The 22,688-nt window shown below is 42.1% G+C and carries 31 protein-coding genes; 27 read left to right on the forward strand and 4 right to left on the reverse strand.

Annotated elements, in window-relative coordinates; all coding sequences use genetic code 11:
* The first annotated feature begins 55 nt into the window (after positions 1-55).
* From O0550_RS09575 to O0550_RS09655, 17 genes are all read left to right on the forward strand, one after another.
* Positions 56-538: a hypothetical protein gene (locus O0550_RS09575; protein ID WP_258426143.1), complete on the forward strand. Its 483-nt coding sequence runs from the start codon at positions 56-58 to the stop codon at positions 536-538.
* Positions 532-831, forward strand: a complete 300-nt coding sequence (locus O0550_RS09580) for a hypothetical protein (protein WP_258426145.1) — start codon at positions 532-534, stop codon at positions 829-831. The genes O0550_RS09575 and O0550_RS09580 overlap by 7 nt, the downstream gene beginning before the upstream one ends.
* Before the next feature lie 2 nt (positions 832-833).
* Positions 834-1,445: an integrase gene (locus O0550_RS09585; protein WP_258426146.1), complete on the forward strand. Its 612-nt coding sequence runs from the start codon at positions 834-836 to the stop codon at positions 1,443-1,445.
* A 12-nt stretch (positions 1,446-1,457) separates the two neighbouring features.
* Complete coding sequence (locus O0550_RS09590) at positions 1,458-2,918, forward strand: Ig-like domain-containing protein (protein WP_258426147.1); 1,461 nt, start codon at positions 1,458-1,460, stop codon at positions 2,916-2,918.
* Positions 2,918-3,133 (forward strand): hypothetical protein, encoded by a 216-nt coding sequence (locus O0550_RS09595; protein WP_258426148.1) that lies wholly within the window; start codon positions 2,918-2,920, stop codon positions 3,131-3,133. Before O0550_RS09590 ends, O0550_RS09595 begins: the two co-directional genes overlap by 1 nt.
* 18 nt (positions 3,134-3,151) lie before the next feature.
* On the forward strand, positions 3,152-3,280 hold the full coding sequence (locus O0550_RS09600) for a CD1375 family protein (RefSeq protein WP_258426176.1): 129 nt from the start codon (positions 3,152-3,154) through the stop codon (positions 3,278-3,280).
* A gap of 96 nt (positions 3,281-3,376) precedes the next feature.
* Entirely contained in the window at positions 3,377-4,204 is an 828-nt protein-coding gene (locus tag O0550_RS09605; RefSeq protein ID WP_258426149.1) for a baseplate J/gp47 family protein, read from the forward strand.
* Entirely contained in the window at positions 4,201-4,788 is a 588-nt protein-coding gene (locus O0550_RS09610; protein WP_258426150.1) for a YmfQ family protein, read from the forward strand. Before O0550_RS09605 ends, O0550_RS09610 begins: the two co-directional genes overlap by 4 nt.
* The gene (locus O0550_RS09615) at positions 4,788-5,069 is read left to right on the forward strand and encodes a hypothetical protein (protein ID WP_258426151.1); all 282 of its coding nucleotides are present in this window, start codon (positions 4,788-4,790) and stop codon (positions 5,067-5,069) included. Before O0550_RS09610 ends, O0550_RS09615 begins: the two co-directional genes overlap by 1 nt.
* Positions 5,069-5,344 carry a hypothetical protein gene (locus O0550_RS09620; RefSeq protein WP_181748608.1) on the forward strand — a complete coding sequence of 92 codons (276 nt, stop codon included), beginning with the start codon at positions 5,069-5,071 and terminating at the stop codon, positions 5,342-5,344. Before O0550_RS09615 ends, O0550_RS09620 begins: the two co-directional genes overlap by 1 nt.
* A gap of 81 nt (positions 5,345-5,425) precedes the next feature.
* Entirely contained in the window at positions 5,426-7,006 is a 1,581-nt protein-coding gene (locus O0550_RS09625; protein WP_258426152.1) for an Ig-like domain-containing protein, read from the forward strand.
* Positions 7,003-7,164, forward strand: coding sequence for a hypothetical protein (locus O0550_RS09630; RefSeq protein WP_003336537.1), 162 nt, complete (start codon positions 7,003-7,005; stop codon positions 7,162-7,164). The genes O0550_RS09625 and O0550_RS09630 overlap by 4 nt, the downstream gene beginning before the upstream one ends.
* A 2-nt stretch (positions 7,165-7,166) precedes the next feature.
* Positions 7,167-7,295, forward strand: coding sequence for a CD1375 family protein (locus O0550_RS09635; protein WP_255253148.1), 129 nt, complete (start codon positions 7,167-7,169; stop codon positions 7,293-7,295).
* 132 nt (positions 7,296-7,427) lie between these two features.
* Positions 7,428-7,694: a BhlA/UviB family holin-like peptide gene (locus O0550_RS09640; protein ID WP_003336539.1), complete on the forward strand. Its 267-nt coding sequence runs from the start codon at positions 7,428-7,430 to the stop codon at positions 7,692-7,694.
* Positions 7,695-7,709: 15 nt separating this feature from the next.
* On the forward strand, positions 7,710-8,435 hold the full coding sequence (locus O0550_RS09645; protein WP_258426153.1) for an N-acetylmuramoyl-L-alanine amidase: 726 nt from the start codon (positions 7,710-7,712) through the stop codon (positions 8,433-8,435).
* Positions 8,436-8,621 carry a hypothetical protein gene (locus O0550_RS09650; protein ID WP_096887421.1) on the forward strand — a complete coding sequence of 62 codons (186 nt, stop codon included), beginning with the start codon at positions 8,436-8,438 and terminating at the stop codon, positions 8,619-8,621.
* 92 nt (positions 8,622-8,713) lie between these two features.
* The gene (locus O0550_RS09655) at positions 8,714-9,301 is read left to right on the forward strand and encodes a GNAT family N-acetyltransferase (protein ID WP_258426154.1); all 588 of its coding nucleotides are present in this window, start codon (positions 8,714-8,716) and stop codon (positions 9,299-9,301) included.
* A gap of 272 nt (positions 9,302-9,573) precedes the next feature.
* Here O0550_RS09655 and O0550_RS09660 read toward each other — a convergent pair whose 3' ends face one another.
* Positions 9,574-10,080, reverse strand: a complete 507-nt coding sequence (locus tag O0550_RS09660; RefSeq protein ID WP_003339703.1) for a DNA-deoxyinosine glycosylase — start codon at positions 10,078-10,080, stop codon at positions 9,574-9,576.
* 994 nt (positions 10,081-11,074) lie between these two features.
* Here O0550_RS09660 and O0550_RS09665 point away from each other — a divergent pair.
* The 4 genes from O0550_RS09665 to O0550_RS09680 all read left to right on the forward strand — a co-directional run bounded on the left by O0550_RS09665 (position 11,075) and on the right by O0550_RS09680 (position 15,443).
* Entirely contained in the window at positions 11,075-11,218 is a 144-nt protein-coding gene (locus tag O0550_RS09665; RefSeq protein WP_003336545.1) for a hypothetical protein, read from the forward strand.
* The gene (locus tag O0550_RS09670) at positions 11,211-13,388 is read left to right on the forward strand and encodes an acyltransferase family protein (RefSeq protein ID WP_258426155.1); all 2,178 of its coding nucleotides are present in this window, start codon (positions 11,211-11,213) and stop codon (positions 13,386-13,388) included. The genes O0550_RS09665 and O0550_RS09670 overlap by 8 nt, the downstream gene beginning before the upstream one ends.
* A gap of 859 nt (positions 13,389-14,247) precedes the next feature.
* The gene (locus O0550_RS09675) at positions 14,248-15,066 is read left to right on the forward strand and encodes a TrmB family transcriptional regulator (protein ID WP_003339696.1); all 819 of its coding nucleotides are present in this window, start codon (positions 14,248-14,250) and stop codon (positions 15,064-15,066) included.
* A complete protein-coding gene (locus O0550_RS09680; protein ID WP_003339694.1) occupies positions 15,063-15,443 on the forward strand; it encodes a hotdog family protein in 381 nt (126 codons plus the stop codon). The genes O0550_RS09675 and O0550_RS09680 overlap by 4 nt, the downstream gene beginning before the upstream one ends.
* 62 nt (positions 15,444-15,505) lie before the next feature.
* Here O0550_RS09680 and O0550_RS09685 read toward each other — a convergent pair whose 3' ends face one another.
* The 3 genes from O0550_RS09685 to O0550_RS09695 all read right to left on the reverse strand — a co-directional run bounded on the left by O0550_RS09685 (position 15,506) and on the right by O0550_RS09695 (position 18,120).
* Positions 15,506-16,288 carry a zinc ribbon domain-containing protein gene (locus tag O0550_RS09685; RefSeq protein WP_003339691.1) on the reverse strand — a complete coding sequence of 261 codons (783 nt, stop codon included), beginning with the start codon at positions 16,286-16,288 and terminating at the stop codon, positions 15,506-15,508.
* Positions 16,289-16,368: 80 nt separating this feature from the next.
* On the reverse strand, positions 16,369-17,304 hold the full coding sequence (locus O0550_RS09690) for a helix-turn-helix transcriptional regulator (protein ID WP_258426156.1): 936 nt from the start codon (positions 17,302-17,304) through the stop codon (positions 16,369-16,371).
* Positions 17,305-17,571: 267 nt separating this feature from the next.
* Positions 17,572-18,120 (reverse strand): hemerythrin domain-containing protein, encoded by a 549-nt coding sequence (locus O0550_RS09695; protein WP_163245494.1) that lies wholly within the window; start codon positions 18,118-18,120, stop codon positions 17,572-17,574.
* A 304-nt stretch (positions 18,121-18,424) separates the two neighbouring features.
* Here O0550_RS09695 and O0550_RS09700 point away from each other — a divergent pair, with 304 nt between their 5' ends.
* The 6 genes from O0550_RS09700 (at position 18,425) to O0550_RS09725 (ending at position 22,664) form a co-directional block, all read left to right on the forward strand.
* Positions 18,425-18,580: a hypothetical protein gene (locus O0550_RS09700; RefSeq protein WP_003339682.1), complete on the forward strand. Its 156-nt coding sequence runs from the start codon at positions 18,425-18,427 to the stop codon at positions 18,578-18,580.
* A gap of 40 nt (positions 18,581-18,620) precedes the next feature.
* Positions 18,621-19,055, forward strand: coding sequence for a GNAT family N-acetyltransferase (locus O0550_RS09705; protein WP_101668804.1), 435 nt, complete (start codon positions 18,621-18,623; stop codon positions 19,053-19,055).
* Between the two features lie 82 nt (positions 19,056-19,137).
* Positions 19,138-20,241 carry a C45 family autoproteolytic acyltransferase/hydrolase gene (locus O0550_RS09710; RefSeq protein WP_258426157.1) on the forward strand — a complete coding sequence of 368 codons (1,104 nt, stop codon included), beginning with the start codon at positions 19,138-19,140 and terminating at the stop codon, positions 20,239-20,241.
* Positions 20,242-20,273: 32 nt separating this feature from the next.
* Positions 20,274-20,795 carry a helix-turn-helix domain-containing protein gene (locus tag O0550_RS09715; RefSeq protein WP_258426158.1) on the forward strand — a complete coding sequence of 174 codons (522 nt, stop codon included), beginning with the start codon at positions 20,274-20,276 and terminating at the stop codon, positions 20,793-20,795.
* Entirely contained in the window at positions 20,792-21,169 is a 378-nt protein-coding gene (locus O0550_RS09720; RefSeq protein WP_346659909.1) for a GyrI-like domain-containing protein, read from the forward strand. The genes O0550_RS09715 and O0550_RS09720 overlap by 4 nt, the downstream gene beginning before the upstream one ends.
* Before the next feature lie 385 nt (positions 21,170-21,554).
* Positions 21,555-22,664, forward strand: a complete 1,110-nt coding sequence (locus tag O0550_RS09725) for an extracellular solute-binding protein (protein WP_258426160.1) — start codon at positions 21,555-21,557, stop codon at positions 22,662-22,664.
* Positions 22,665-22,688 lie beyond the last annotated feature (24 nt).

The following is a 22,688-nucleotide window of genomic DNA, read 5'->3' on the forward strand; positions in this document are numbered from 1 at the left end:
TCGCCGGCAATTACCGCCCTATTGGTATGATAACGAAGTAGCTAGGCTCCACTTGATGTCAACTGAAGAAGAGACTTTGTTTCAAACAAAGAAAATAAATGAGCTGGGAAATCAGTATCTTTTGCCTTATGCTACTACCTTTGGATTAGATATATGGGATTGGATATATTTTGGAGGCAAACGGAACGGTACAATAGAAGAAAGAAGAGAAGAGATACGTAAAAAGAATGTAGCAAAAGCCAGTTTTACATTAGATACATTATACTTATTAGGCAGAATGGCAGGAGATCTAAAGAAAGTTACAGAGGATTTCACTAATAAGGAAATCATATTTGAATTCTCGAGTTATCAATCAATAAATTTAATGCAGCTAGCAGTTGATTTTGAAAAAATACGACCTGTCCACGTTCTGAAAGAGAAAATTATTGCAAGTAGTCATGGAGGAATTATCTTTACATCAGGTCCGCCAAAGTTCTATGAAACACAAAAAAGGGATTGTGGTGCTTTTTTCAGCGGAGGAGAGAATGATTTATGCTAACTGACCATCTATTTGAAGTGCAAGCAAATGTCCTAGAATCTGCTTTTAATTCGGCAGAGATAGAACTAAATGATAAAATCGTTCCCGTTAGTTTGTTGAAAATACGACAAAGTGTTAATAAGGTTATTTTTCTGATTCGTCTCTCAGCTTCCATGACAGGAATAGTAACGAAATGTATTGTGAAAGATGTCAATGGACAGGCAGTTTGGGAAGGTCACTTGCAAATGGAGAAGCCTAACCGTGAAATAACTTTGAGCATACCGATTGAACTGCAATGGAAGGCAGGTGAATGATATTGGCGTATGAAAAACAACTGCATGTTAACCGTTTGGTGGATCGACCTAACACGTATACCCTGCAACAAAATACAGACGGCACAGTTTCCATTGTGCCTGCATGGGAGCAAATTGCAGGTACTCCTGTAGATGAAATTCGATTGAACCACATTGAGGATGGGATTTATAATGCCCACTTTTTAATCGAAAAAGCGAGTCGCCGTATTTCACGTATTGAAGCACATTTAGACATTGATAGCCGAGGAGTCTCAGGAGCACAGGCAAGATTTGCAGATACCTATGATGGGCAGACTGACCCAGTTTTACAATTGGATGAAACAAAAACCTATGCCACAGCGGCACTATCCCCTAGTACAACTGCTGTAGCTATTTCTGTTGCTTCTATAACAGGTTTCGTGGTTGGCCAAGAAGTTACGATTTGTGATGATGTAGCTTTTGAGAACCAAACGATTACAGCAATTGGATCAGGGAAGCTAACCCTTTCTAAGCTGGTCAACAGCTACAAAAAAGGAGCCATGATCGCACGATCAACGGTGAATCTGGATACATCTGCTCAAAAGATGCGAATCGGTGGCTGGAATACACATACGATTACGATAAAACAGGCATAAAGGAGGGATACCATGGCCAATTTGCTCACACCTAATCAATCGTCCGGCGCAACCGGTACTGAAGGATTAGCAGCCATTGCTCTATATTCTCAGTTAGCAAGAGTAACAGATGCTGGAGTTACTGGAGGAACTGCTGTAAGGTGCAGTTCTAGGGGTAAAATAGATGGGTTTGCAGCAGAGATTAGATCTACCAAAATACCTGTCATTCAAGGGAAAGAGTATGAGTTTATTGTTTGGCTAAAAAAATCCGAACTAGTAGGTAGGTTAGAATCCCGCATCTACTGGTATAAATTTAAAGAAGACTCTTGGGGGGAAAAAATCGGGACGACCTACGGAGTAAACCAATCCTCTGGAAATGACAAAGGAATCTACTACAAATTTATAGCAAGAGGTGTGGCGCCACCAGGTGCTTCTTATGCCGAGGTTTCGGGAGAACAGTACGCTGGCACTTATCAAACCAGTTATGATTTTTATTGGTCCGAAGCATATTTTGGTGTAACAAATACGAAACCTACAATTTCTGTTACAACTCAGAACAATCAATCTTTAACAGAAAGTAAAACACTCACATTACAAGGAACTACGATTGACATTGACAACGGTAATGTCGTCACAGTCAAATACCAAATCAATACAGGAACGGCAAGGGCGGCGCAATCCGGAGTATCAAACGGTAGCACGCCTCTTTCTTTTTCCAAGGTACTAACTTACCGGGGTGGAAGACTGTACGACGGCTCCATAGATGTCTCAGGATTACTGGCAGAGGGAACCAATTACACGGTAACTATATGGGCAGAAGATGACCAAGGTGGTAAATCCGATGTCGTCACCCGTACTTTTACCGTTAAGCACAATAAGGCTCCTATTATTACTGTTGGTACTTTCCCTGCTGTACAATCTGGTTTGATACCACCCGATTCTATTACTCTCTCAGGTACAGCGTCCGATCCAGACGGAAATACCCTCACGGTAAAGGCAAAGCTCAACAGCAGCACAGATCAAACGTTATTTAATGGTGTTACATGTGGCAACTGGTCTTATACATGTAAAGTTAGTGATCTTAAAACTGGAGCTAACACCATAACCATAACGGCAACAGACCAGTTTGGGTTATCGACAGTTAAGACCTTCAATGTAACCAACGCCGTAACAGAAACACCTATGAAGAAGTCTGTTGCCCGTTATAAAATCCTAGCACCGAAAGGATCAGCTAGAGAAATACTAGCTTGGCTAAAGAGAGAAAAGGGCAATTTAGTCGTTGATGCTGAAGCTTCTTTTGTAGATAAAGGACTGCCTGAACAATATACAGCAATGACCAAGGAAAGTGTTGATCTTACTACTTCTATCACAGAAGATGAGTTGATTAGTACGGTAGCAACAGCAAAGTCAGACGTTACATTCAAGCTGACATTGAGCAAGACCAATGTAAGTGCAAAAGAAGCAGCTGTCATGCTAGTGGGGGTGCTTAGCTAGTGGAATATATAAAAAGAAACCCGGACGGAAAGCTTGGCAAGGTTGTAGAAACTCCAGGGCATCAAATTCTATTACCGGAGGAATTGATATCTATTTTGGAAGCAATTGTACAGTTGGACAAGCAGAACGTATCGTCACAAGAGACAATAAAACAGCTAAATGATCGAATTTTAGCTTTAGAAGACGAAGGGAAATCAATGAAAGGTGACAAATAAAACATGGTAAAACCATACATGATCCCTGTCTATGCATACCTAGTAAAATCAGGCGAATGGACAATAGAAACGGTGAAAAACGCAAAAAAAAATTCTCCCAGAAGCATACAGACTGCCAATTGCAGAATTCTTAGCAGATCAAGTTAATAAGAAGTAGGAATCGCCTCTCGTGTAGATGAGTAGGCGTTTTTTCATGGGAGAGCCGGACTATACGGCTCTCCAATTACAAAGGCGGTGACAGAGATGCCAGAAGTAAAAAAACCAGACATGCCGCTGTTACGCGAAACAGCCGAAGAGATTTACCAACGGATGTATAATCGAGCGAGTGAACTTGCTAAGGCCCGTGGTGAGATGCCACCTTCCCCAGAAGAAGGCGAAATTTTTTACGATTTTCACTATCCACTCGCATTAGAAATATCTGAGCAACAACAATTGGACGAATATCGCTTTTTGCAATGGTATCTACCTTGGGCAGACGGGGAATTTTTGGACGCGTGGGGAGTGTTTTTAGGTGTGAAGAGAAAAAAGGCTGAGCCCGATGAGCTGTATCGCCAACGCTTGATTGCTAAAGCGGGGGAAGAGGAGGGATCAGGGGCTGAGTACGATTACAGGCGGTGGGTAAAAGAAGTGCCCAATGTAGGAGAGCTGTTTATCTGGGGTGAGGCACCAAACACAGTGCATATTGCGTTAACCGACCAAACAGGGCAACCAGCCGATGAAACTTTAGTAGAAGCAGTAACAAAGCATCTAGCACAGCCAAATAAGCATAGTTTAAACGACAAGCTAGTGGTTCAGGCAGCAAAAGCATTGGAAGTGACTGTCAGCGGAGAATTGCTGGAGTGGGAGTCCTCTGCATCTGTTGACGAAATAAAACAGCAAATACAAGCTGAGATTGTGGAATATATCAATAAGCAGAGTGAAAAGATTCTTTATTCTGAAATCTACTGCTTGTTTAAGGTAGCTGGTGTGATTGATTATCGGAATGTTTTGCTAAATAATGCTCAGGAAAATATTGATCTCACCTTTTCAACCATACCGATTGTGAAAAATGTGACGGTGAGTACGCCATGACGATGATTCCAGAAAAATATCGGACGATGCTGCCACCCTATTGGTATGAGAATCTGGCAGCAGTGCATCATTTTGAGGCAGGAGAAGCTGAGAGAGAGCATCAACAGGCTCGCAAACTAGACTTAGAGCGGCAAATGATGATCACAACGGCTACATGGGGACTGCCCTATTGGGAGGATATGTTTCGAGTTACCCCCAAGCAAGGTGATTCTTATGAGACACGACGTGCACGTGTGATGGCAAAGTATCGGGAGCGTTTACCCTTTACGCCAGCGTTGGCAGAGAGTATTACCAGACTTTTTATCAAAGAACAGGCAGCTGATCACGTTCTCTTAGAGGAAAACCCAGATACAGGCTATTTCTATATCTCGGTTCCCCTATGGTCAATTTATGACGTAGCCTCGTGGGTGCATGATATTCATAAGCGAAAGCGAGTCCCACATGTGTTTATGCCGCAGTTGGCAGTATCAGACGAGATGGTGTTTCATGAAAGAATTACAATCAACCAGAAACGTTACCACAGGGTACATGAGTTTCGAGCTGGTATGACTCCTCTTAAAGATCAAGACGAGGTGGTGATTTAATGGATAAAGCTTATTTGGCACGAGTTGTGGAGGACTTATCAACTCGTGCCGCAAGTCTGATCGTAAATAATCAAACGGTGCAATTGAGGTCTGCCAAAAGAGAGGGAAGAAAGCTTGTAGTCATAACGGAGCCGGTTAGCGGAATCACAAACGTATCTTCCCTAAAACTACTAGATGAGGCAGGCAATCTTATTACGGAAAGAACGGCTAATGTAGATGTGTTAAGTGATCAATCATTAGAATTTCGGTTTGAATTTGAAGTGAGAGGAGCGAACGACTGATGCCTTATAATCCTAAACTAGATTGGAACTATGATGATCCTGTCACGGAAACGGATATCAATAGGTGGGAAAAAGGAATAGACGATGCGCACAAGCTACTGGAACAGCATACAGTGGCTATTTCGGCTTTGCAGATTGATGTGAAGACGATAAAAGATGCGGTGTTTAATAACTTTACGGCTAATGTTTTTTTTGAAAATTTTTCTACCTTAAACGATATCACACTAACAGATGGCTGGTATGACGAGGCTAACAAAAGGTTGGTGATTTTGTAGATGGCAGCCATAAAACAGCAAGTAAAACAATTCAACGAATCGACATCCAGTTCGCAAACGCACACTTTAACCATACCGGGATTGAATAGCGTTAAGTCTGTAGTAGTTAATACGGGGACCGTTTCATATAAAGTTAGTGGTAACACTGTGACGTTTACATTCTCTAGTGGTTCCTACACAAGGAGGGTACAAACTGGAGGCTCATATGAATCATCCCAAACCAAAGTGGTAACCACTTCTAAGACAAGCGCGTCAAATTCCTTTCCAAGCAGTACTTCCTATAATAGTGATGGTTTTAGTGGTACGTTATATAAAGACGGCAGTCCAACACAAGCGCTAATAAGTAGCACCCCCGGCAGAACTAAGACCGTCTCCACTGAAAGAAATGTAACGAGTCCCGGCGGTAATTCTTGTGAGGAAGCATACAATTATGTAGTGAACGCTTTGCCTAACAGCATATCATACAATCAAGATGGATACAGTGGAACCTTACAACTTAGTTCTAGGTCTATCGGTACTTGCAAAAGGCGAGTGGACTATCGTTGGATAGATGCAACTGGCTATTATTCTGGTACAGTCTCCGAACCCTCAACAAACGTGTATAACTATACTCAAAACTACCGTGGCTCTGTTACGAAGCCGGGAAGTGATTCGAGAACCTATTCCTATTACTATCGGTATGAGGTAACTATCGAGTATTCCGATAACTCTAATCCGACTATCGTACTCACGTCCCCAACCGACAACCAAACCCTAACCGAAAACGCTACGTTAAACATCCAAGGCACAGCCTCCGACACCGACAAAGACAACGTAGTCACAATAAAATACCGCATCAACAACGGCACCACAAGGGCGTTGCAATCCGGAGTATCCAACGGCAGCACGCCTATTTCTTTTGCCAAAACCCTAACATTCCGAGCTAAACGTCTCTATGACGGCACCACCGATCTCACAGGCTCTGACCTAGCCGAAAACACCGATCACACCCTAACCATCTGGGCAGAGGACGACCAAGGCGGTAAATCAACCGAGATGACCCGCAAGTTCCGAGTTGTCCACAATCGCCCTCCTGTTATCAATGGTCAAAACGTAGACCTCGGTGTATTAAACGCTATCCCGTCGAAAACATACACCGTCACAGAGCCAGAGGGTGACGCATTTACCATCACAGAAAAAATCAACGGCAAAGTGATCCGCACGTTCGCTGGAACTGACAGCAAAGAAAACACTGCAACAATCCCACTGGACACATGGTTACGCCTCTCCTTGACAGCGGTACACACCCTTACAATCGAGGCAACCGACAGCAAAGGGATGACCTCGACTCGATCGTATACCTTCCGGCGATCAGCCGACAAGATAGCGTTTGCTCTAAGGAACCCATTCGGTACCGACATAGCTGCCAAACGCATCCTAGTGACAATCGACGCGACGATTCCTGCCGGTGCCGATTACAAAGCCGAGGTATGTAACAACGCATTCGACGAGTTACCGACATGGGAAGACGCGAGCAACCATGTCAAATTCAACCGAGGCTTCATCTTCACCAACAAGGAAAAAACAGCAGAAAAATGGGGCGTTAGCGTACGCTTTTCATTCACCAAAGGAACAGCAACTGAGCCTATTATCGTAAGAGGATTCGGAGGTGCATTCGATTGATCCTGACTAAACCAAAAGCATTATCTAAGATCCAAGCTGACCGTGAGCAAAAGGAAATGTCTTTAGAGCTGGTAATAGCCTATGAAGCGATTGCACAGCTGTATGAAAAAATGACTGCTCTTGAGCAAGCGCTTGAAGAATGGAAAGGGGGTGAATAGAAATGGTCAGAGAATACATGATTCCCGTTTATAGCTTGCTTGTTAAAGCGAAACGACGTACCATCGACTCGCTCCCAAAAGATTATCAAATTCCTGTAGCCGAGTATCTAGCGAAACAAAATGAGGAATAAGGGAACGCCTGCTCATGTTGAGTGAGGCGTTTTTGTTTTCATCAATTAGAAAAAACTCACACATTCCGGGCATCTTCAATCATGAAGATGCCTTTTCTTTTACACAAAACCTGCCAAGGAGGGAAAAATGGCATGGAAGAGAGCGTAATGAACGCGTTGCTTCAGCAAGGTCCGTTTGCTGCTCTATTTGTCTGGCTGTTATTCTCTACCAAAAAAGAGGGGAGAGATCGCGAGGCTCTTTTGGTTAAACAAGCTCAAACACGGGAAGCAAAGCTGATGGAACACAATGAACGCATGGTGATTCAATTGGAGCGAAATACGTCAACCCTACAGCAGATTGAACGAAGTCTATCGGGGTTGGAAATGGAACTGCAAGAATTAAAAGAAAAGGTAGAATAAAAGGAGGATAGGCATATGGCAAAGCCGATTTTAATAATTGATGCAGGGCATGGGGGAGTTGATCCGGGAGCAATTGGGAATCAGATGCAGGAGAAGGTTTTGACGCTACAAATTAGCTTGTACCAGCTACAAAGGTGCAGAGAGTTAAACCTTCCTGCTGCGATCACTCGGACGACAGATACCACACTTACCCCATCTCAGCGCACTACGCTCGTCAAACAAAGCGAGGCCACCTACTGTATTTCCAACCACATCAACTCAGGTGGCGGGGAAGGTGTGGAAGCGATTCATTCTATCTTCACTACCAATCAGCTAGCAAATGCTCTAGCACAAGCCGTAGCTGCCGAGGGACAAAAGTTCCGTAGAGTCTATACACGAGTAGGTGCTGACGGGCGAGACTATTATTTTATGCATCGTGAAACAGGTGCAGTAGACACGATCATTATGGAATATGGATTTATTGATCATGCTTTAGATTCACAAAAACTAAAAAATAATTGGAAACGCTATGCTGAAGCAGTGATCAAGGCGTTTTGCGGTCATATTGGCCATCCGTACTCTCCTGCTGTAGAAGCGCCTAACGACGATTTTGAATTAGCTGTGGATGCTCTTGTTCAGGCAAAGATCATTACCTCTCCTGACTATTGGAAACAGAATGCTGTCTCTACTAGAACGGTGGCTGGTGAGTATGCTGCTCAATTGATTAAAAATATGGCAAAGTATCTGAAAGCAGGTGCGTGAGTGAAGGAACAGGGAAATATACCACTACTAGTTGCTGGAATAATCGGTTCCATAAAGCTACTAGCCGATACACTAGGCTACCAAATCATTACAGACGATCAGGTGAATGCCATTTCAAACGGGGTTTCGGCTGTCGTGACTATCCTTGCTGTGCTTTTAAATAACAGACAAGCAAAGCAACAATAGTATTTATGCACTCTATCATAATTTCTTTATCATCATGAATTGAGTTAACCTAAGCCTTCCAGCAATTTTGTAAGCTGGGAGGTTTTTTTGTTTTGTTACAGGTACGATTAGTACTAAAAGTAAGTAAGTTTTTTCCAGGACGAAAGAAGTTAGCCCTTCTGAAAAACTTGCATCTATCCTTTATCTTTTGTAAAATAAAAATAAGAACATACATTCTGTTGTGTCATATCATTCACTATCGAGAGGTACTTATGCACATAAGACAAGCACATCCCTTAATGACTCAAGAAATTGTTCAGTTCTTCCAAAAATATATTGCTGAAAATTCTGATTCGATTGCTAATCGTGAATACATCTGTCCAGATGGTACTAGAGCTGCAGTCCGTAGAAATCAAATACTTGTGGCGCTTGATGGAGATGTGATTGTAGCAGCACTTCGATTTTATCCTAAAAAGTCTACACAAACCATCTCACTTTATCAATTTGCAGTGGCCAAGATCTATCGGGGCAAGGGAGTATTGTATACCATGCTACAATACCTCAGTGAGTATCCTATCGAAGTGCTTTGTCCAATTCATGCCAGTTTAAATACCTACTTTTCTAAGACTGGTTGGCAGCATACAGGTCAGTTTAAAGGCTGTAACCGTTGGGAGTGGAGCGTGGGAGACAGATGCAGATAGGATGCTAAAGCACTCTGCTTGTCCAGGTTTTATCACTGTAGATTTATTGTATAACTGCTTCCTAATTTTATACCGAAACATATTCGCCATGCTTGATAGCAGTAACAGCTATGGCCTACTTCCCCATCCTTTTCGCGAGGAATTTTCTAAGCGACTATGCTAGTCATTCCACCAGTCAATCCGCAAATTCAATATACTGTAATAGCAAAGTTATGTTCATTTACCTTCCACATTTCAACTACATGAGACACATAAAAATTATTTCTTCGTTTCTACTCGTCTTTTCTTTCACCCAACAGCTCCAGTACGATTTGCCACTTTCCAAGCTTGTCCTGCATGTTTTTTATGTAACGACTAGGTGTAGGACTTGTTGAAGGCAATGTCAAATAGAGACGACCGTCAGAAAATCCGCGATATTTTTTATAGCTTTGATATGCTTTTGTTCCATTAAATAAGACAGCTTGGATAGCTGGATATTGTTCATATAAGCTGTCAAAATCATTAATCTTCTCATATTTGATCGCTGAGTCGAGACTGCCTTCCCGCTCGCAATTTTGTATAACATCCCAGAGGGCAATCCTTTTATTTAATAAAAATGCTAGACGTTGTTCATATGATTCTGCAATAGGCTCATGAAATAGTGCATACATAATGGGCCAAAAATGATTACGTAGATTTCCGTAATACTCATGTTTACGTAATGAGACGGCGCCGGGCATACTGCCAAGGATTAAGATTGTACAGGATTTGTTAATAACAGGTGGAAATGATTGAAGCATGAGACAAAATCCTTTCTGTAGGAATGTAAAAAGATCAGTCTTCTTTTTCCTATTATAAATTAATTCAGGATCCAACTCCTAAGAGACAAGAAAAACCTCGGTTTCTATATTGTAAATGTAAAGTACCAAAATAATCGTTTCCCTACCATGATTATTGCTTCTACATAGAAAAATTACATAGGAAATAGTTGGACATCCAGAATGATCGTCTTCAAAGTAGCCTATCAGAAAGATGCTGCTGAAAATAAAGATTAAATAGCCATGCTCGATTCCCTTGGCGATTAAGGAGGTACATCGATCCACTGTTGATTCGTGGAGAGCTTTTATCAAAGAAACTCAGTTGTTAAATGGAGTAAACCAGATCAATGCTTCTTTGCTCAAACAGTTACTATCCTGAAGGTTTCCATTTTCTAGCTTTTAGTTTTGAAGAAGAGTACCCCTAGTATGGCTTTTTTACAATCTACAAGGAGATGAAACACCGAGCATTAGGAGGAGTAATAAATCACATAAAAAAATCTAAAAGCGTCAAAAGCATTTAAATTCCACAAAAGGATAAAATTAATTTTTATGCAAATAAAATCTCCAGTAAACAACTATTTACAAGTGAAGAAAAAATCTACATAATCAATTCTTGGGGTTTCTTGTCACTTGTCGAATTGTTAGGGGAATACTCTGTTTTTATTCCGTTTTGAGGAAAAAACACTGCATTTGTAAAAATGTAAAATCGTAAATTTTTTGTAACGATTTACTGGTAAGAGCGTCTTATAATCATGGTAGTTATTGTTGTTTGATCAGGAGGGAATGGGGCATCAGAATAGCGTAGGCCCATCATATAGAGAACCATTTTTTTGTTGGTTTTTGGCTGTTTGTTTGTCTACATATGAGTGCTGTTTTTGTCTACATAAGGCGAATGAAGACGCTGAATACAACGAACGAAATGAAGTAAGAGATCAGAAACCAGTATGATTTGGATAGTGAAAGGGTAGTGTGCATCATGGGCATCTGGACAGGTAAGATCGTAGACAGAAGTAGAGAATGGATAGAAAAAGCGAATAACATAACGCCAAAAACAACACAAATCAACACATCCGCAATGAAGGAAAAACAGTACGGCATTGGGGGTGGATGTAATGCCTAAACCGCTTCAAGGTCATGGCCGTTATATGCCGGGACTAGATGGCTTACGTGCCCTTGCCGTATTTGCTGTCATTCTTTATCACCTCAATGTCAATTGGGCACCAGGAGGCTTGCTGGGTGTTGGAGTTTTTTTTGTACTATCTGGATACCTGATTACGGATATATTGATATCACAGTGGAAACAGAGAGGAAAAATTGATTTAAAGGATTTTTGGATCCGTCGAGCGAAACGATTGCTACCGGCTATGATAGTCATGCTGATAGCAGTAGTGGTTTGGTTAGCGCTATTTGATCGAGCTCAGCTACAGGCATTGCGAGGAGAAATTGTAGCAGCGCTTCTCTATGTAAGCAACTGGTGGTTGGTTTTTCACGAGGTGTCTTACTTTGAAAGCTTTGGTCCAGCTTCACCTTTTGGTCATTTCTGGTCTTTGGCAGTTGAAGAGCAATTTTATCTTATTTGGCCCTTATTATTACTCTTGGGGCTGCGCAATACGCCACGTCGAGGCAAGCTGCTAGGTTTAACGTTAGCTGGAGTGGTTGTATCCGCTTTCGCAATGGCTCTATTATATGAGCCAGGTGTTGACCCGAGTCGTATTTATTATGGAACAGATACGAGAGCGTTTGGTCTATTGATTGGAGCGGCACTTGCAATGGTCTGGCCCAGCTCTAGGCTTTCTGAAACGGTTTCACTTCCTGCACGCATTACGCTTGAGGTTTTAGGGATAGCAGGACTGGCAACCATTCTTTGGATGATTTGGTATACCAATCAATATGAGGACTTTTTGTATCAAGGCGGTCTTGTATTGTTGTCGATTGCTACAGCAGTAGTCGTAGCAGTGATTGCTCATCCAGCGAGTAGTTTTGGTAAGCTGATGGGAGCTAAGCCCCTGCGTTGGATCGGTGTTCGTTCGTATGGAATGTATTTATGGCACTACCCGATTATTGTCCTAAGTACGCCCGCCATACATACTAATGGAACAGACATTCCTAAGGCCATATTTCAAATAGGAGCAACCATTGCGCTTGCTGGTTTATCCTTGCGCTTGGTTGAGGAACCAATTCGTCGCGGTTCATTTGCAAAGCCTGCAAAATACCGCAGAATGCAAGATGGGCGCTGGAGATTTGTTTTGTTTGGTCGTTGGGTTGTTTCTATGGTTGCTATTTTGGTTTTTAGCTCCACTTGCATTGCGATAGGAGGATGGGGAGGGAATGTGACAGCCAGCTCTATTCCAGTAGCTAGTACGGTAAATACTGAGTCGAAGCAGCAGATTGAACAACCGAATGCTGAGGAAGCTAATTTGTTTATACCGAAAAAAGAAGATGTCGCTTTAGGAGAAACACCTGATAGAACTGAGGAAAAGATAAAAGAAGCAGACAAAACAAAAACAACAGCATCATCAACACAAAAAAATAACTCTTCACAGCAGGAGCTGGCAAAACAAGACACAAGCGGAAAGCATAATGCTACACAATCTGTTGCTGATGGAGAGCAGAAGCCGGCAAAGTCAGAGGAAAAACAATCTGAAACCACAACAGAGGGCGATGAAGCTGAGCAAACAAAATCCTCTAAGGAAAACGAAAGCGGCTCCTCTGCTCGAGAAACAGATAAAGATGATTCTACTGCTCATCAATCGAAAGAAAACAGCTCAAAAGCAGAGAAGCCTTCTAAGACAGATACAGAAGAAAAGGCTACTCCTTCTACGAAAGCTGGTAAAGGCATCACCGTGTTTGGAGATTCCATTATGCTAGACGTAGCTCCACACCTGCAAAAGCTACTGCCAGGGATCACGATCGACGCCAAAGTTGGTAGACAATTGCGTCAAACTCCTGAGCTAGTAGCCCAATATAAAAAGAGAGGGAAGCTTGGAAGTCGGATTGTTCTTGAGCTTGGTACAAACGGAGCGTTTACCAAGATACAATTGGAGAGCTTATTAAAATCGCTTGGAGATGAAAAACAGATTATTCTCGTCAATACTCGCGTTCCGCGTCCGTGGGAGAGCGTAGTAAACGCTACACTGGCAGAGGTAGCGAACAGTCATCCCAATACTCTACTAGTAGATTGGTACACGGCAAGCGCTGGGAAAGACTCTTATTTCTCACGAGATGGTGTTCATCTGGAGCCAGAAGGAGCAAAGGCATTTGCCGCTTTACTCTCTGGTGTACTCAAATAAATCTTTATAAGGCAAAAAAGCCTCTTTTTCTAAACGGGAATCAAAGAGTTGTTACCGGTAGATGAAAGGAGGCTTTTTTGTACCATCCAGAATTTTGCATGAGCAGGAGGAGTGTTGTGCGACTGGAAAAAAACTTTCTATGATTTAGAAAGGCTTTTGTGCGATGGAGAAACTTCTATGATTAGAAAGACTTTTGTGCGATGGAAAAACTTCTATGATTTAGAAAGGCTTTTGTGGGATGGAGAAACTTCTATGATTAGAAAGGCTTTTGTGCGATGGAAAAACTTCTATGATTAGAAAGGCTTTTGTGCGATGGAAAAACTTCTATGATTTAGAAAGGCTTTTGTGCGATGGAAAAAACTCCTATGATTAGAAGGGCTTTTGTACGATGGAAAAAACTTCTATGATTAGAAAGGCTTTTGTGCGATGGAAAAACTTCTATGATTTAGAAAGGCTTTTGTACGATGGAAAAAACTTTCTATGATTAGAAAGGCTTTTGTGCGATGGAAAAAACTTTTTATGATTAGAAAGGCTTTTATACGACCGCAAAAACTTCTATGATTTAGAAAGGCTTTTGTACGACCAGAAAAAACTTCCCATGATCAGAAAGGCTTTTGTACAATCAGGACAAATCCTACATGTATTAACCTGTATAGAATGAAGGAATCTTTCACAAATAGAAGGGGAGCAATACTATTCCTCCAACAAGGAATTTTATCCGCTTTCCTACTAGGATGAATGTAATCAATTTTATGCCGGTAGATTTATTTTTCCTCCTTTTAAACAGGAAAACAAGGTTATGACTTCTAATAAGTATTGTGACTATCACTTTTACCTTTGCGCAAAGGGAGGCGAAGCAGTGGAGACGATCTATAGTCAGCTACACAAGCTGGGATTTTCCCAATATGAGAGCAAGGCCTACGTTAGTTTGATACAGCAAGCGCCGGCTACTGGATATGAAGTGAGCAAACGTTCAGGGGTTCCGCGTTCGATGATTTATGAAGTATTAGGCAAATTAATCGACAGAGGAGCCGCTTATTTGGTACCGACTGACCCAGTTAAATATGCGCCTGTTCCTGCTAAACAGATGCTGGAGCGTTTAAGAAATAATATGGAGGAAACGATTCATTATCTGGAGCATTCGTTAGAAACATTGGAGAAAGATCCTGCTATTGATGTGATTATGCATCTGAGTGGGTATGATCACGTGATACAAGAGCTGTCAGATACGATATATCAGGCGAAAAGTGAGCTGTGGTTGTCCATTTGGGAGCCACAGGTAGGCGAACTATATGAGCAAATTCAACAGGCAGTCAATCGGAATATTTCGGTATTTTCGATAGTGTTTGGTGCTGAGGGAGTTAGTCTTGGCTACACCTTTCCCCATAACTATATGTCACCAGAGGTTGTACAAGAGCGAATGGGAGGACAATTAACGATTGCAGCAAGAGATGGGGAAGAGGTTATTATAGCCAACTTTAATGAACGTGGTGTGCCATGGGCTATTAAAACAAGGAATCCAGCACTTGTACTTGTAGCCACCGAATATGTAAGACACGACATCATGATTGAAGAGGTTACACGAGAATACGGGGCTGATAAGGTAGAGCGGCTCTGGCGTAATCGGCCTGACCTGTCTCATGTAGTAACAGGCTATAAAGGAGGAGGTACGCTATGAAACCAGGAGATATATTAACATGGACAAGAACCTTTACAGAGGAAGAAACGCTCCATTTTGCAGAGATTACGGGGGATAAAGGCAGGCATCATATGGAGCGTGATGAACAAGGTAGACTTATGGTGCATGGTTTATTAACTGCAAGCATTGGAACCAAAATAGGCGGCGATCTCCATTACATTGCGAGGGAGTTTAACAACGAATTTTTGCGTCCGGTGTTTACGGGGGATACGATCACCTGTGAGGTAACAATTAAAGAGATTACACCCATGGAGGGCTTTGACAAGGTAGCGTTATCGTTTGTCTATTACAATCAAGCAGAGAAAGAGGTATTAATCGGAACCAGTCACGGCATTATTCGAAAGGAGGCAGAATGAGACCAAAGTAAAAAAGCAGGCACGAATGAGCAGGAGGGCTACTCACGTGTCTGCTTGAGCTTTTATTGGCCAGGAGCCTCAACTGCTATATATATTTCAACAATGGCGTCATTGGGATTGCTAGCTCGCTCATCATAGTGTTCAAAATCGCCTGTGAAGGTGCGGGAAAGCTCACTATTCATAGACCATGCCCAGATGAATTGCCAAGCCTCTATGACCACCTCAGATAAAGGGCCACGTCTGGAAGTGAAGACAGCGTATTGAGCGGCGGGTAGCGTGATTGTGGTGATGCTTGGACTAGCAATCGCCGACTTGTCCGCTACTCTATTCCCAATTAGACTGGTATATTCCCCAATGGCCCCATTCTCGTACTCTGCATATACACCATAGATCTTCTGGGATAGACTATGCTGAGCTAGCTGTTTTGCTATATTTTCAGAGAAATACCGATTCCACAGCCCACTGATGACACCATTTCCAGAGAGCTCGCGAGCATTGGTTGTACGGGCAGAAATTCCCGCAATCGTGAACTCTTCAAGACGAACGAGTCTAGGTTCCTCAAGGGGGTGCTGGGAACTAGCTGTGTGATTTTCCTGTGCCCAACGTTTTAATTGAGGGAATAGTCCTGTTAACATGGTACGGGCCTGTTGCTCACTCATTCCATCTCCTACCATGTGAGGAATACATATTTCTATCATTTGTTCCATTGTGCAGTCGGGTGCAGTAAACGCTCCCTGATCATAGCAGTATGAGCAGTATTCCTGTGATTTGCTGTTGTCCTTCTCTGTACCTAGCACTTCTTCATGAAGCGGCATGCTACAGCTTTGGCAAAAGGTAATGGTCATTTCTATCACTCCTTCTTGGTTTACTAACAGTATAAGAAGCAAAACCTGACAACTCTCTGTCAGGTTTCCAAGAATCATTTTTATACATATTTTTCAACAATGGCGGCTGCTAATGTTTTTATTTTAGCTTTAATCGACTCGGGCTCTATTACCTCTACGGAGGGCCCAAAACTAAGAATAAAACCGTAAAGCCAATTATCCTCGGGAAAACTGGCGGATACGGTTACATATCCTCCCTCTTGCTCAAACAATTCCTCTACACCAAACCACTCTTCCGCTATATGACGAGAATCTGGGGCAAAACGTAAGACCAGATGAACCATCGTAGCAGAATCATTCCATTTCTGTACCCATGGGAGCTCGTCAGCTTGAATATTTCGCCTGATAAAAGTTGTATCAAGCACAGTAAGCTTCTTCATGCGATATAGCTTAAACAAGCGAAAATCGAGCTTGTTTTGACAGAACCCGTACAAGTACCAGGAACGTCCCTTTACAAGCAGAATATGAGGCTCAACAATTCGGTCACTCTGTTCCCCTCGTGCATTAGAATAGACGAAGCGTAGCAATTTATTTGCTTCGATAGCCTGTTTAACCGTTAAAATAGATTCTTCCAATCTTTCATTTTGCCCCCAAGGGGAGAGATCAACGAGAAATTGCTGCGTTTTCCATTGAAATTGTTCCTTTTGAGCATGTGGAATAATGCTATTAATTTTTTCCACTAAAAACTGATGACTTTCACTTTTATCCATGGTCGAGATACTTTGTAACGAGGTGACGATCGTGGCGAGATCATTATTCGTCAGCAATTGACGATCGAGTCGATACCCTTCAGCAAGACCAATACCTCCGTTTGCACCCTGATAGGTAACGATCGGAATACCCGCTTGATTAATCGTTTCAATATCACGATAAATGGTCCGAATAGACACCTCAAATTGCTCAGCTAAGTCCTTCGCTTGTACAAGATTACGGTTTAGCAAAATAATAATGATGGAAAGTAAGCGGTCTATTTTCAATGTACATTCTCCATTTCTACAAAAAATGATAGGTGGAAAAAATTTATGTGTACTGTCTGAGGAAGGGAAATCCTTCGTAGCCAATTGATTTCTTACTCATGTTCGGTATGCAAAGAATCGCTTTCCTTGTAGCTTTTTCCTATAATCAGCTTACCATAGTGCCATATGAAGAGGAAAAAGCATGCTCACAGCTTACGAGTAAGAGTGAACATGCTTTTTCATATAGAAATTATTTCATTTTTCGTACCAATAGAAATGATACCTAGACTAGATTTGTCTTTGTAAATCAGCAAGACGCACTTCTTCGGCTATTGCTTTCTTTTCTTCCTCTGATAGCACAAGGCTTACCAATGGAAAAATATAATGATCTTCTTTCTCAATATGCTTTTTCAATAGGTAAGCTAAGAAGTTCATTTTTTGCAGTAACAATTCACTGCATTCCTTTACTTGCTCTTGCTCAAACAGCTCCTTCGCTTCGTTATAATGCTTACGAATGATCACATGGTCCTGTACTAATTTTGCGATGGGGCCTACTTCTGTTTCAGCGATATGGTTCTGTAGCTTGCCTAAAATGAATGTTTCCTCATATAAAAAATGATGCTCCAGCTCCTCTTTTATCTCTTGTAGAGCGAGGCGATATACTTCTAAATCGTAACCTTCTCGTACCTTATCCATCAGATTTTCCAGCATGGCATGCTCAGCAACAAAAGAGTGTAGATGTGGATCGATGATCGAGGTCAGCTTGTTGTATTTATCCTGATCTGATTTAGTCCAATCTGTCATGTCCAACTGTGGTTTGTATATAGGAGTAGTCATAAGCGTATCAACTCATCTTTCGTTCTGATTTCCTACAATAGTAAATCTATCGAAACAAATGGACGAAAGGTGTGATTCAGATCACGTATTTTTCAAAAAATTCGAGAAGATAACGTCCCTGAGTGGTAAATCATGTAGAAATAGTGCCGGAACTAGACTATTTGATCTTACGTAAGTAGCCTGTTTTTACACAAATAACGCTGTTTTTTTATTATTTGCAGAAAATTTGTTACAATAGAAATGTTTACAGGTTCGGATTTGTAAGTGAGCAAGATTTTAATCGATGGAAAGAGGGCTGAATCGAATGAATAACGAGTACATAGTAGGGTGGGGAACGCTCGCTCTCATTAATGCTGGACTTGCACAAGGGAAAAATCGATCGGGACTTATCTGGTTTCTCTTGTCCTTGCTAGGAGGGCCGATTGCTACGTTCATTCTAGTTGTTTTACCAAAGGAATAAGGCATGCATCATTTTCTGAAAAGCGAAGGAGACAGCTAACATGGAAATCAAAATGGCATCAAAAGAGGATATGAAATTTTTATATGAAAAGACACCCCAAGCACTACAGGAAGGAACCCTGGGTTATATTAACGTGGATTTCGAAAGCATTGAGGAACCCATTCACCAATTGCTGGAGAAAGGGGCTTGGTATCTGGTAGGTAAGCAGAACGAGCAAATCGTTGGCTGGGTACTAGCGGGTAGCATCACCGAGCAGTTTACGAATAAAGAGCTCGGTTATATTTTCGAGCTCTATGTCATGCCCGAGTCACGTGGAAAGGGATATGCGAAACCACTAATGGAAGGGGCCATTCAGAGGCTAAAAGAACAGGGATATGCTGAAATCAGACTAAATGTTTATGTAGCTAATCGAGCAAAGGTGCTTTATGAAAAGCTTGGGTTTCAGGAACGCAATGTGATTATGAGCTTGAAGTAAACAGCAAAAAGTATCAAATTTTTTTATTTCCTCCTCGCTATAATGACAATACATCACATGTTACATATGAGGAGGAAATGTTATGCAAACCAGACAAGGCTACTTTACGTATCTAGAAGGTACAAATAAAGAGGTTGGTGAGCAGCAAGCTGAGATGCTACACCATATCCCGTACTTGTATCAGGTTTATTTTGTAGAGGAGACAGATGCAATTTCAGATCAGCGCCTTTGGAGTCAGCAGCAGATGCTTCAGCAGTATTCCCCGGGTATTTGGGAGGAGCTTGAAGCCTTTTGCAGCCAAGCGAAGATGCCGATGAATCGTTTGCGCTATCTACAGGAAAGCTGTATTGTGTCGGGATGCAGTCACTCTGTCGTACTTCCTAATAAGATGCGGGATGGCCATCTGTATGTTTTGCGAAATTACGAATTTACCCCTGACCTAGACGACATGACACTATGCTCAACTCGCGTACAGGGAACGTATGCACATACGGGCTTTAGCGGCTTATCATTTGGACGACATGAGGGTATGAACGATCAGGGACTCTGCATCACAATGTCATCCTGCGGTCTGCCAGTAGGAATTCATCCAGGCTTGCGTTCTCCAAAGGGAGAGGGTCTGCAATTCTGGACGGCGATTCGAGCCATATTGGAGCACTGTCGCAATGTAGACGAAGCGTTACAGCAATTGCGTGAAATGCCCATCGTATCAAACGTGAACCTGTTAGTAGCAGATCCGAGTGAAGACGCGGCTTTAGTCGAAATGATGGATGGTGAAATCGCGAGTACGAAAATAGGAGAGAAGAGCGACACTTCTTACCTGATTGCTACCAACCATGTGTTATTTTCAGAATTGGAGCATCTATCTACACACCGCATGCATAACTCGCTCATTCGTCAACAGCTAGTAGAGAGTGTACTTCAAGGCGATGAGCGATTAGAGAAAGCAGATTTGCTCGCTTTAATGAACCGGGAATATCCACAGGGCTTAAGCACGCATTACTATCAGGAGTATTTTGGGACGCTGCGTTCCATGCTCTTTGACGTAACAGCAAAAACGATAGAGGTCTGCTATGGCTCCCCGCTTCACAACGGCTGGCATACGTTGTCTGTGGGGGAAAAGCTTGCTTTTTCAGACATTGAGGTAGCTCTTCCGCAAGGGATTGTTCCCGCTCAATTTTGGTAGAAAAAATAATGTGATTGAGAGGAGAACGAGGCTTGGCATCCTATGGCAAAGAAATTGAAACGGCCATTGACTACATAGAACAGCATCTCGATAAACCCTTACAGGCAGATGAGGTGGCCCTCCTAGTAAACTTCTCGTACTATCACTTTCATCGAATTTTTTACGAATGCACGGGTGAGACAATCGGTGATTATATTCGGAAGCGAAGACTAACAGAAGCGGCCATCTGCCTTTTACAAACAGAGCGATCTATTTTCGAAATTTCACTAGACTACCAGTTTGATTCTCAGGCTTCATTTAGTCGTTCCTTTAAGAAGCAGTTTGGTATGTCACCGTATTTTTTTCGCAAACAAAGGCGACAGCCGATTTCCCTACAAAAAATGCCACTTGTCGATAAGCGCTTAAAGCATCGTTTGCAGCAGATCAGTCTACAGCCCAGCTTTGAACGAATTGAGACAGAGCGTTTCGTTATTGGTGTGAAGGATAGTAATAATCTGCATCAAAATCAGTTACACAAATATGGCAACGCTATTTCCTCCGAGAAAGGGAGATAGGGGAAAAGCAAATGATTTGCAATCCTGATATAAGATACGGAATTTGCACGGCTGAGATGCCCCTTTCCCTCCAGCAGTTGACAGAGCTAACTGCCTTTTATGGAATAGCAGCTATAGAGGTAAAGGAGATTGTAGAGGTTCCAAAAGGGATGGTTACTCACACGATTCAGCCTGGGGAGTATGCTGTTTTTCGTCATCAAGGGACCGGCAGTGAGCTTAGAACCACCTACGACTATATCTGGGGGACATGGTTTGCGAGTGTTGATTATGAGCTTGATGCACGAGACAATTTTGAGGTATATGGGACGGAATTTACTCATATAGCAGACAAAGACTCTATCATTTTGATTTATATTCCGATAAAAAAAAGATAAAGTCCCCTATGACAAAAGAAGAAAACAATCCAATGATGGAAATCGCAGGCAGTTGCTTGCGATTTTTTTGTTGGGAAAATACATGGAGCGTTTTACTAGTTTTAGGCAAAATGAAAGTCATTGCATTTTAGTAAAAATCAAGCATAATTCACCTACTTCATCCATAATTTGTTAGTAATCATGACGAATCATCAGTTGGTGAATCAGCATTATTTTCGATAACAGGCAAGTTACCTAGGAAATGTGGAGAATAAACAGTCTGTTTGATCGGCATGTTTAAATCTGAACAGACTTGCAAGCTAATTTTGATTAGGAAAAATATCTAAACCTGTTGGACAATGAAAGAGGAGGTTTAACATAGCAGGTGGTGAAAGGAGCAGATCGCATGCCAAAAATAAAAAAATGGGTAGTGGATAAAAGCAAAAGCTGGATAAAGCCAATTCTAATGGGAGTGGTACTAATCTCGCTTGTAGGTTGTTCTTCTCAAGCAGGGACAGATGCTTCGGCTCCAACAAGGGGGGCGGTGACAAAGCAGGGCTCCCAACAGCAGCTAGTAATTTACACGGGACGGGATAAGAGCGTTGTAGACTACGTTATTCCGAAATTTGAAGCTACTCATCCTGATATAAAAGTGGATGTTTTAACAATTGGGGCGCAGGAAATCCTAGAGCGAATTCGAGGAGAAAAGAGCAATCCTCAGGCTGATTTTTGGTGGGGAGGCACACAATCGAGCTTACGGACTGCCGCTTTGGAAGGATTGCTGGAGAGCTACAAACCTTCCTTTGGTGATCAGATTCCAGCCATGTATAAAGACGCACAAGATCGCTGGTATGGGGAAATGCTATTGCCTGAGGTCATTATGTACAATCCACAGATGCTCCCAAAAGCAGAAGCGCCAAAGGACTGGGACGATCTACTTGATCCGAAATATAAGGATAAAATTATTATTCGTGGCGTTTTAAAATCAGGTACAATGCGCACAATCTATTCGGCTATGATGTATCGACAGGGTGCAGCAGCTCCGGAGAAGGGTTATGAATGGCTGGCGAAATTAGACGCCAATACAAAGGAATATGCACAAGACCCTACCAGCTTATATCTAAAGCTAGCCCGACAAGAGGCAGCCATTTCTTTATGGAATTTACAGGATATCCTGATTCAAAAGGAAGCCAAAAAGCAACCGTTTGACTACATTTATCCTGCCAGCGGCGCCCCCATTCTAGTAGATGGCGTGGCGATTGTAAAGGGTACGAAAAACATAGCCCCGGCTAAGAAATTCTATGACTTCTTATATGATGAAAAACTCCGAATTGAACTGGCGGAGAAGTTCTATCAAATTCCCGCCCTCTCTACTAGTAGCAAAGAAAATCTACCGACCTGGCTACAAGCTATTGAGCTAAAACCATTGGAGATGGATTGGCAGGTTCTAGCAGATAAAGAAAAAGAGTGGATGCAATATTGGGATGAAAATATAAAAGGAAAGGGCTACAAATAGTTACTAGAAGTAATACAGAAATGA

The organism is Brevibacillus halotolerans (assembly GCF_026891775.1).
Taxonomy (GTDB): Bacteria; Bacillota; Bacilli; order Brevibacillales; family Brevibacillaceae; genus Brevibacillus_B; species Brevibacillus_B halotolerans.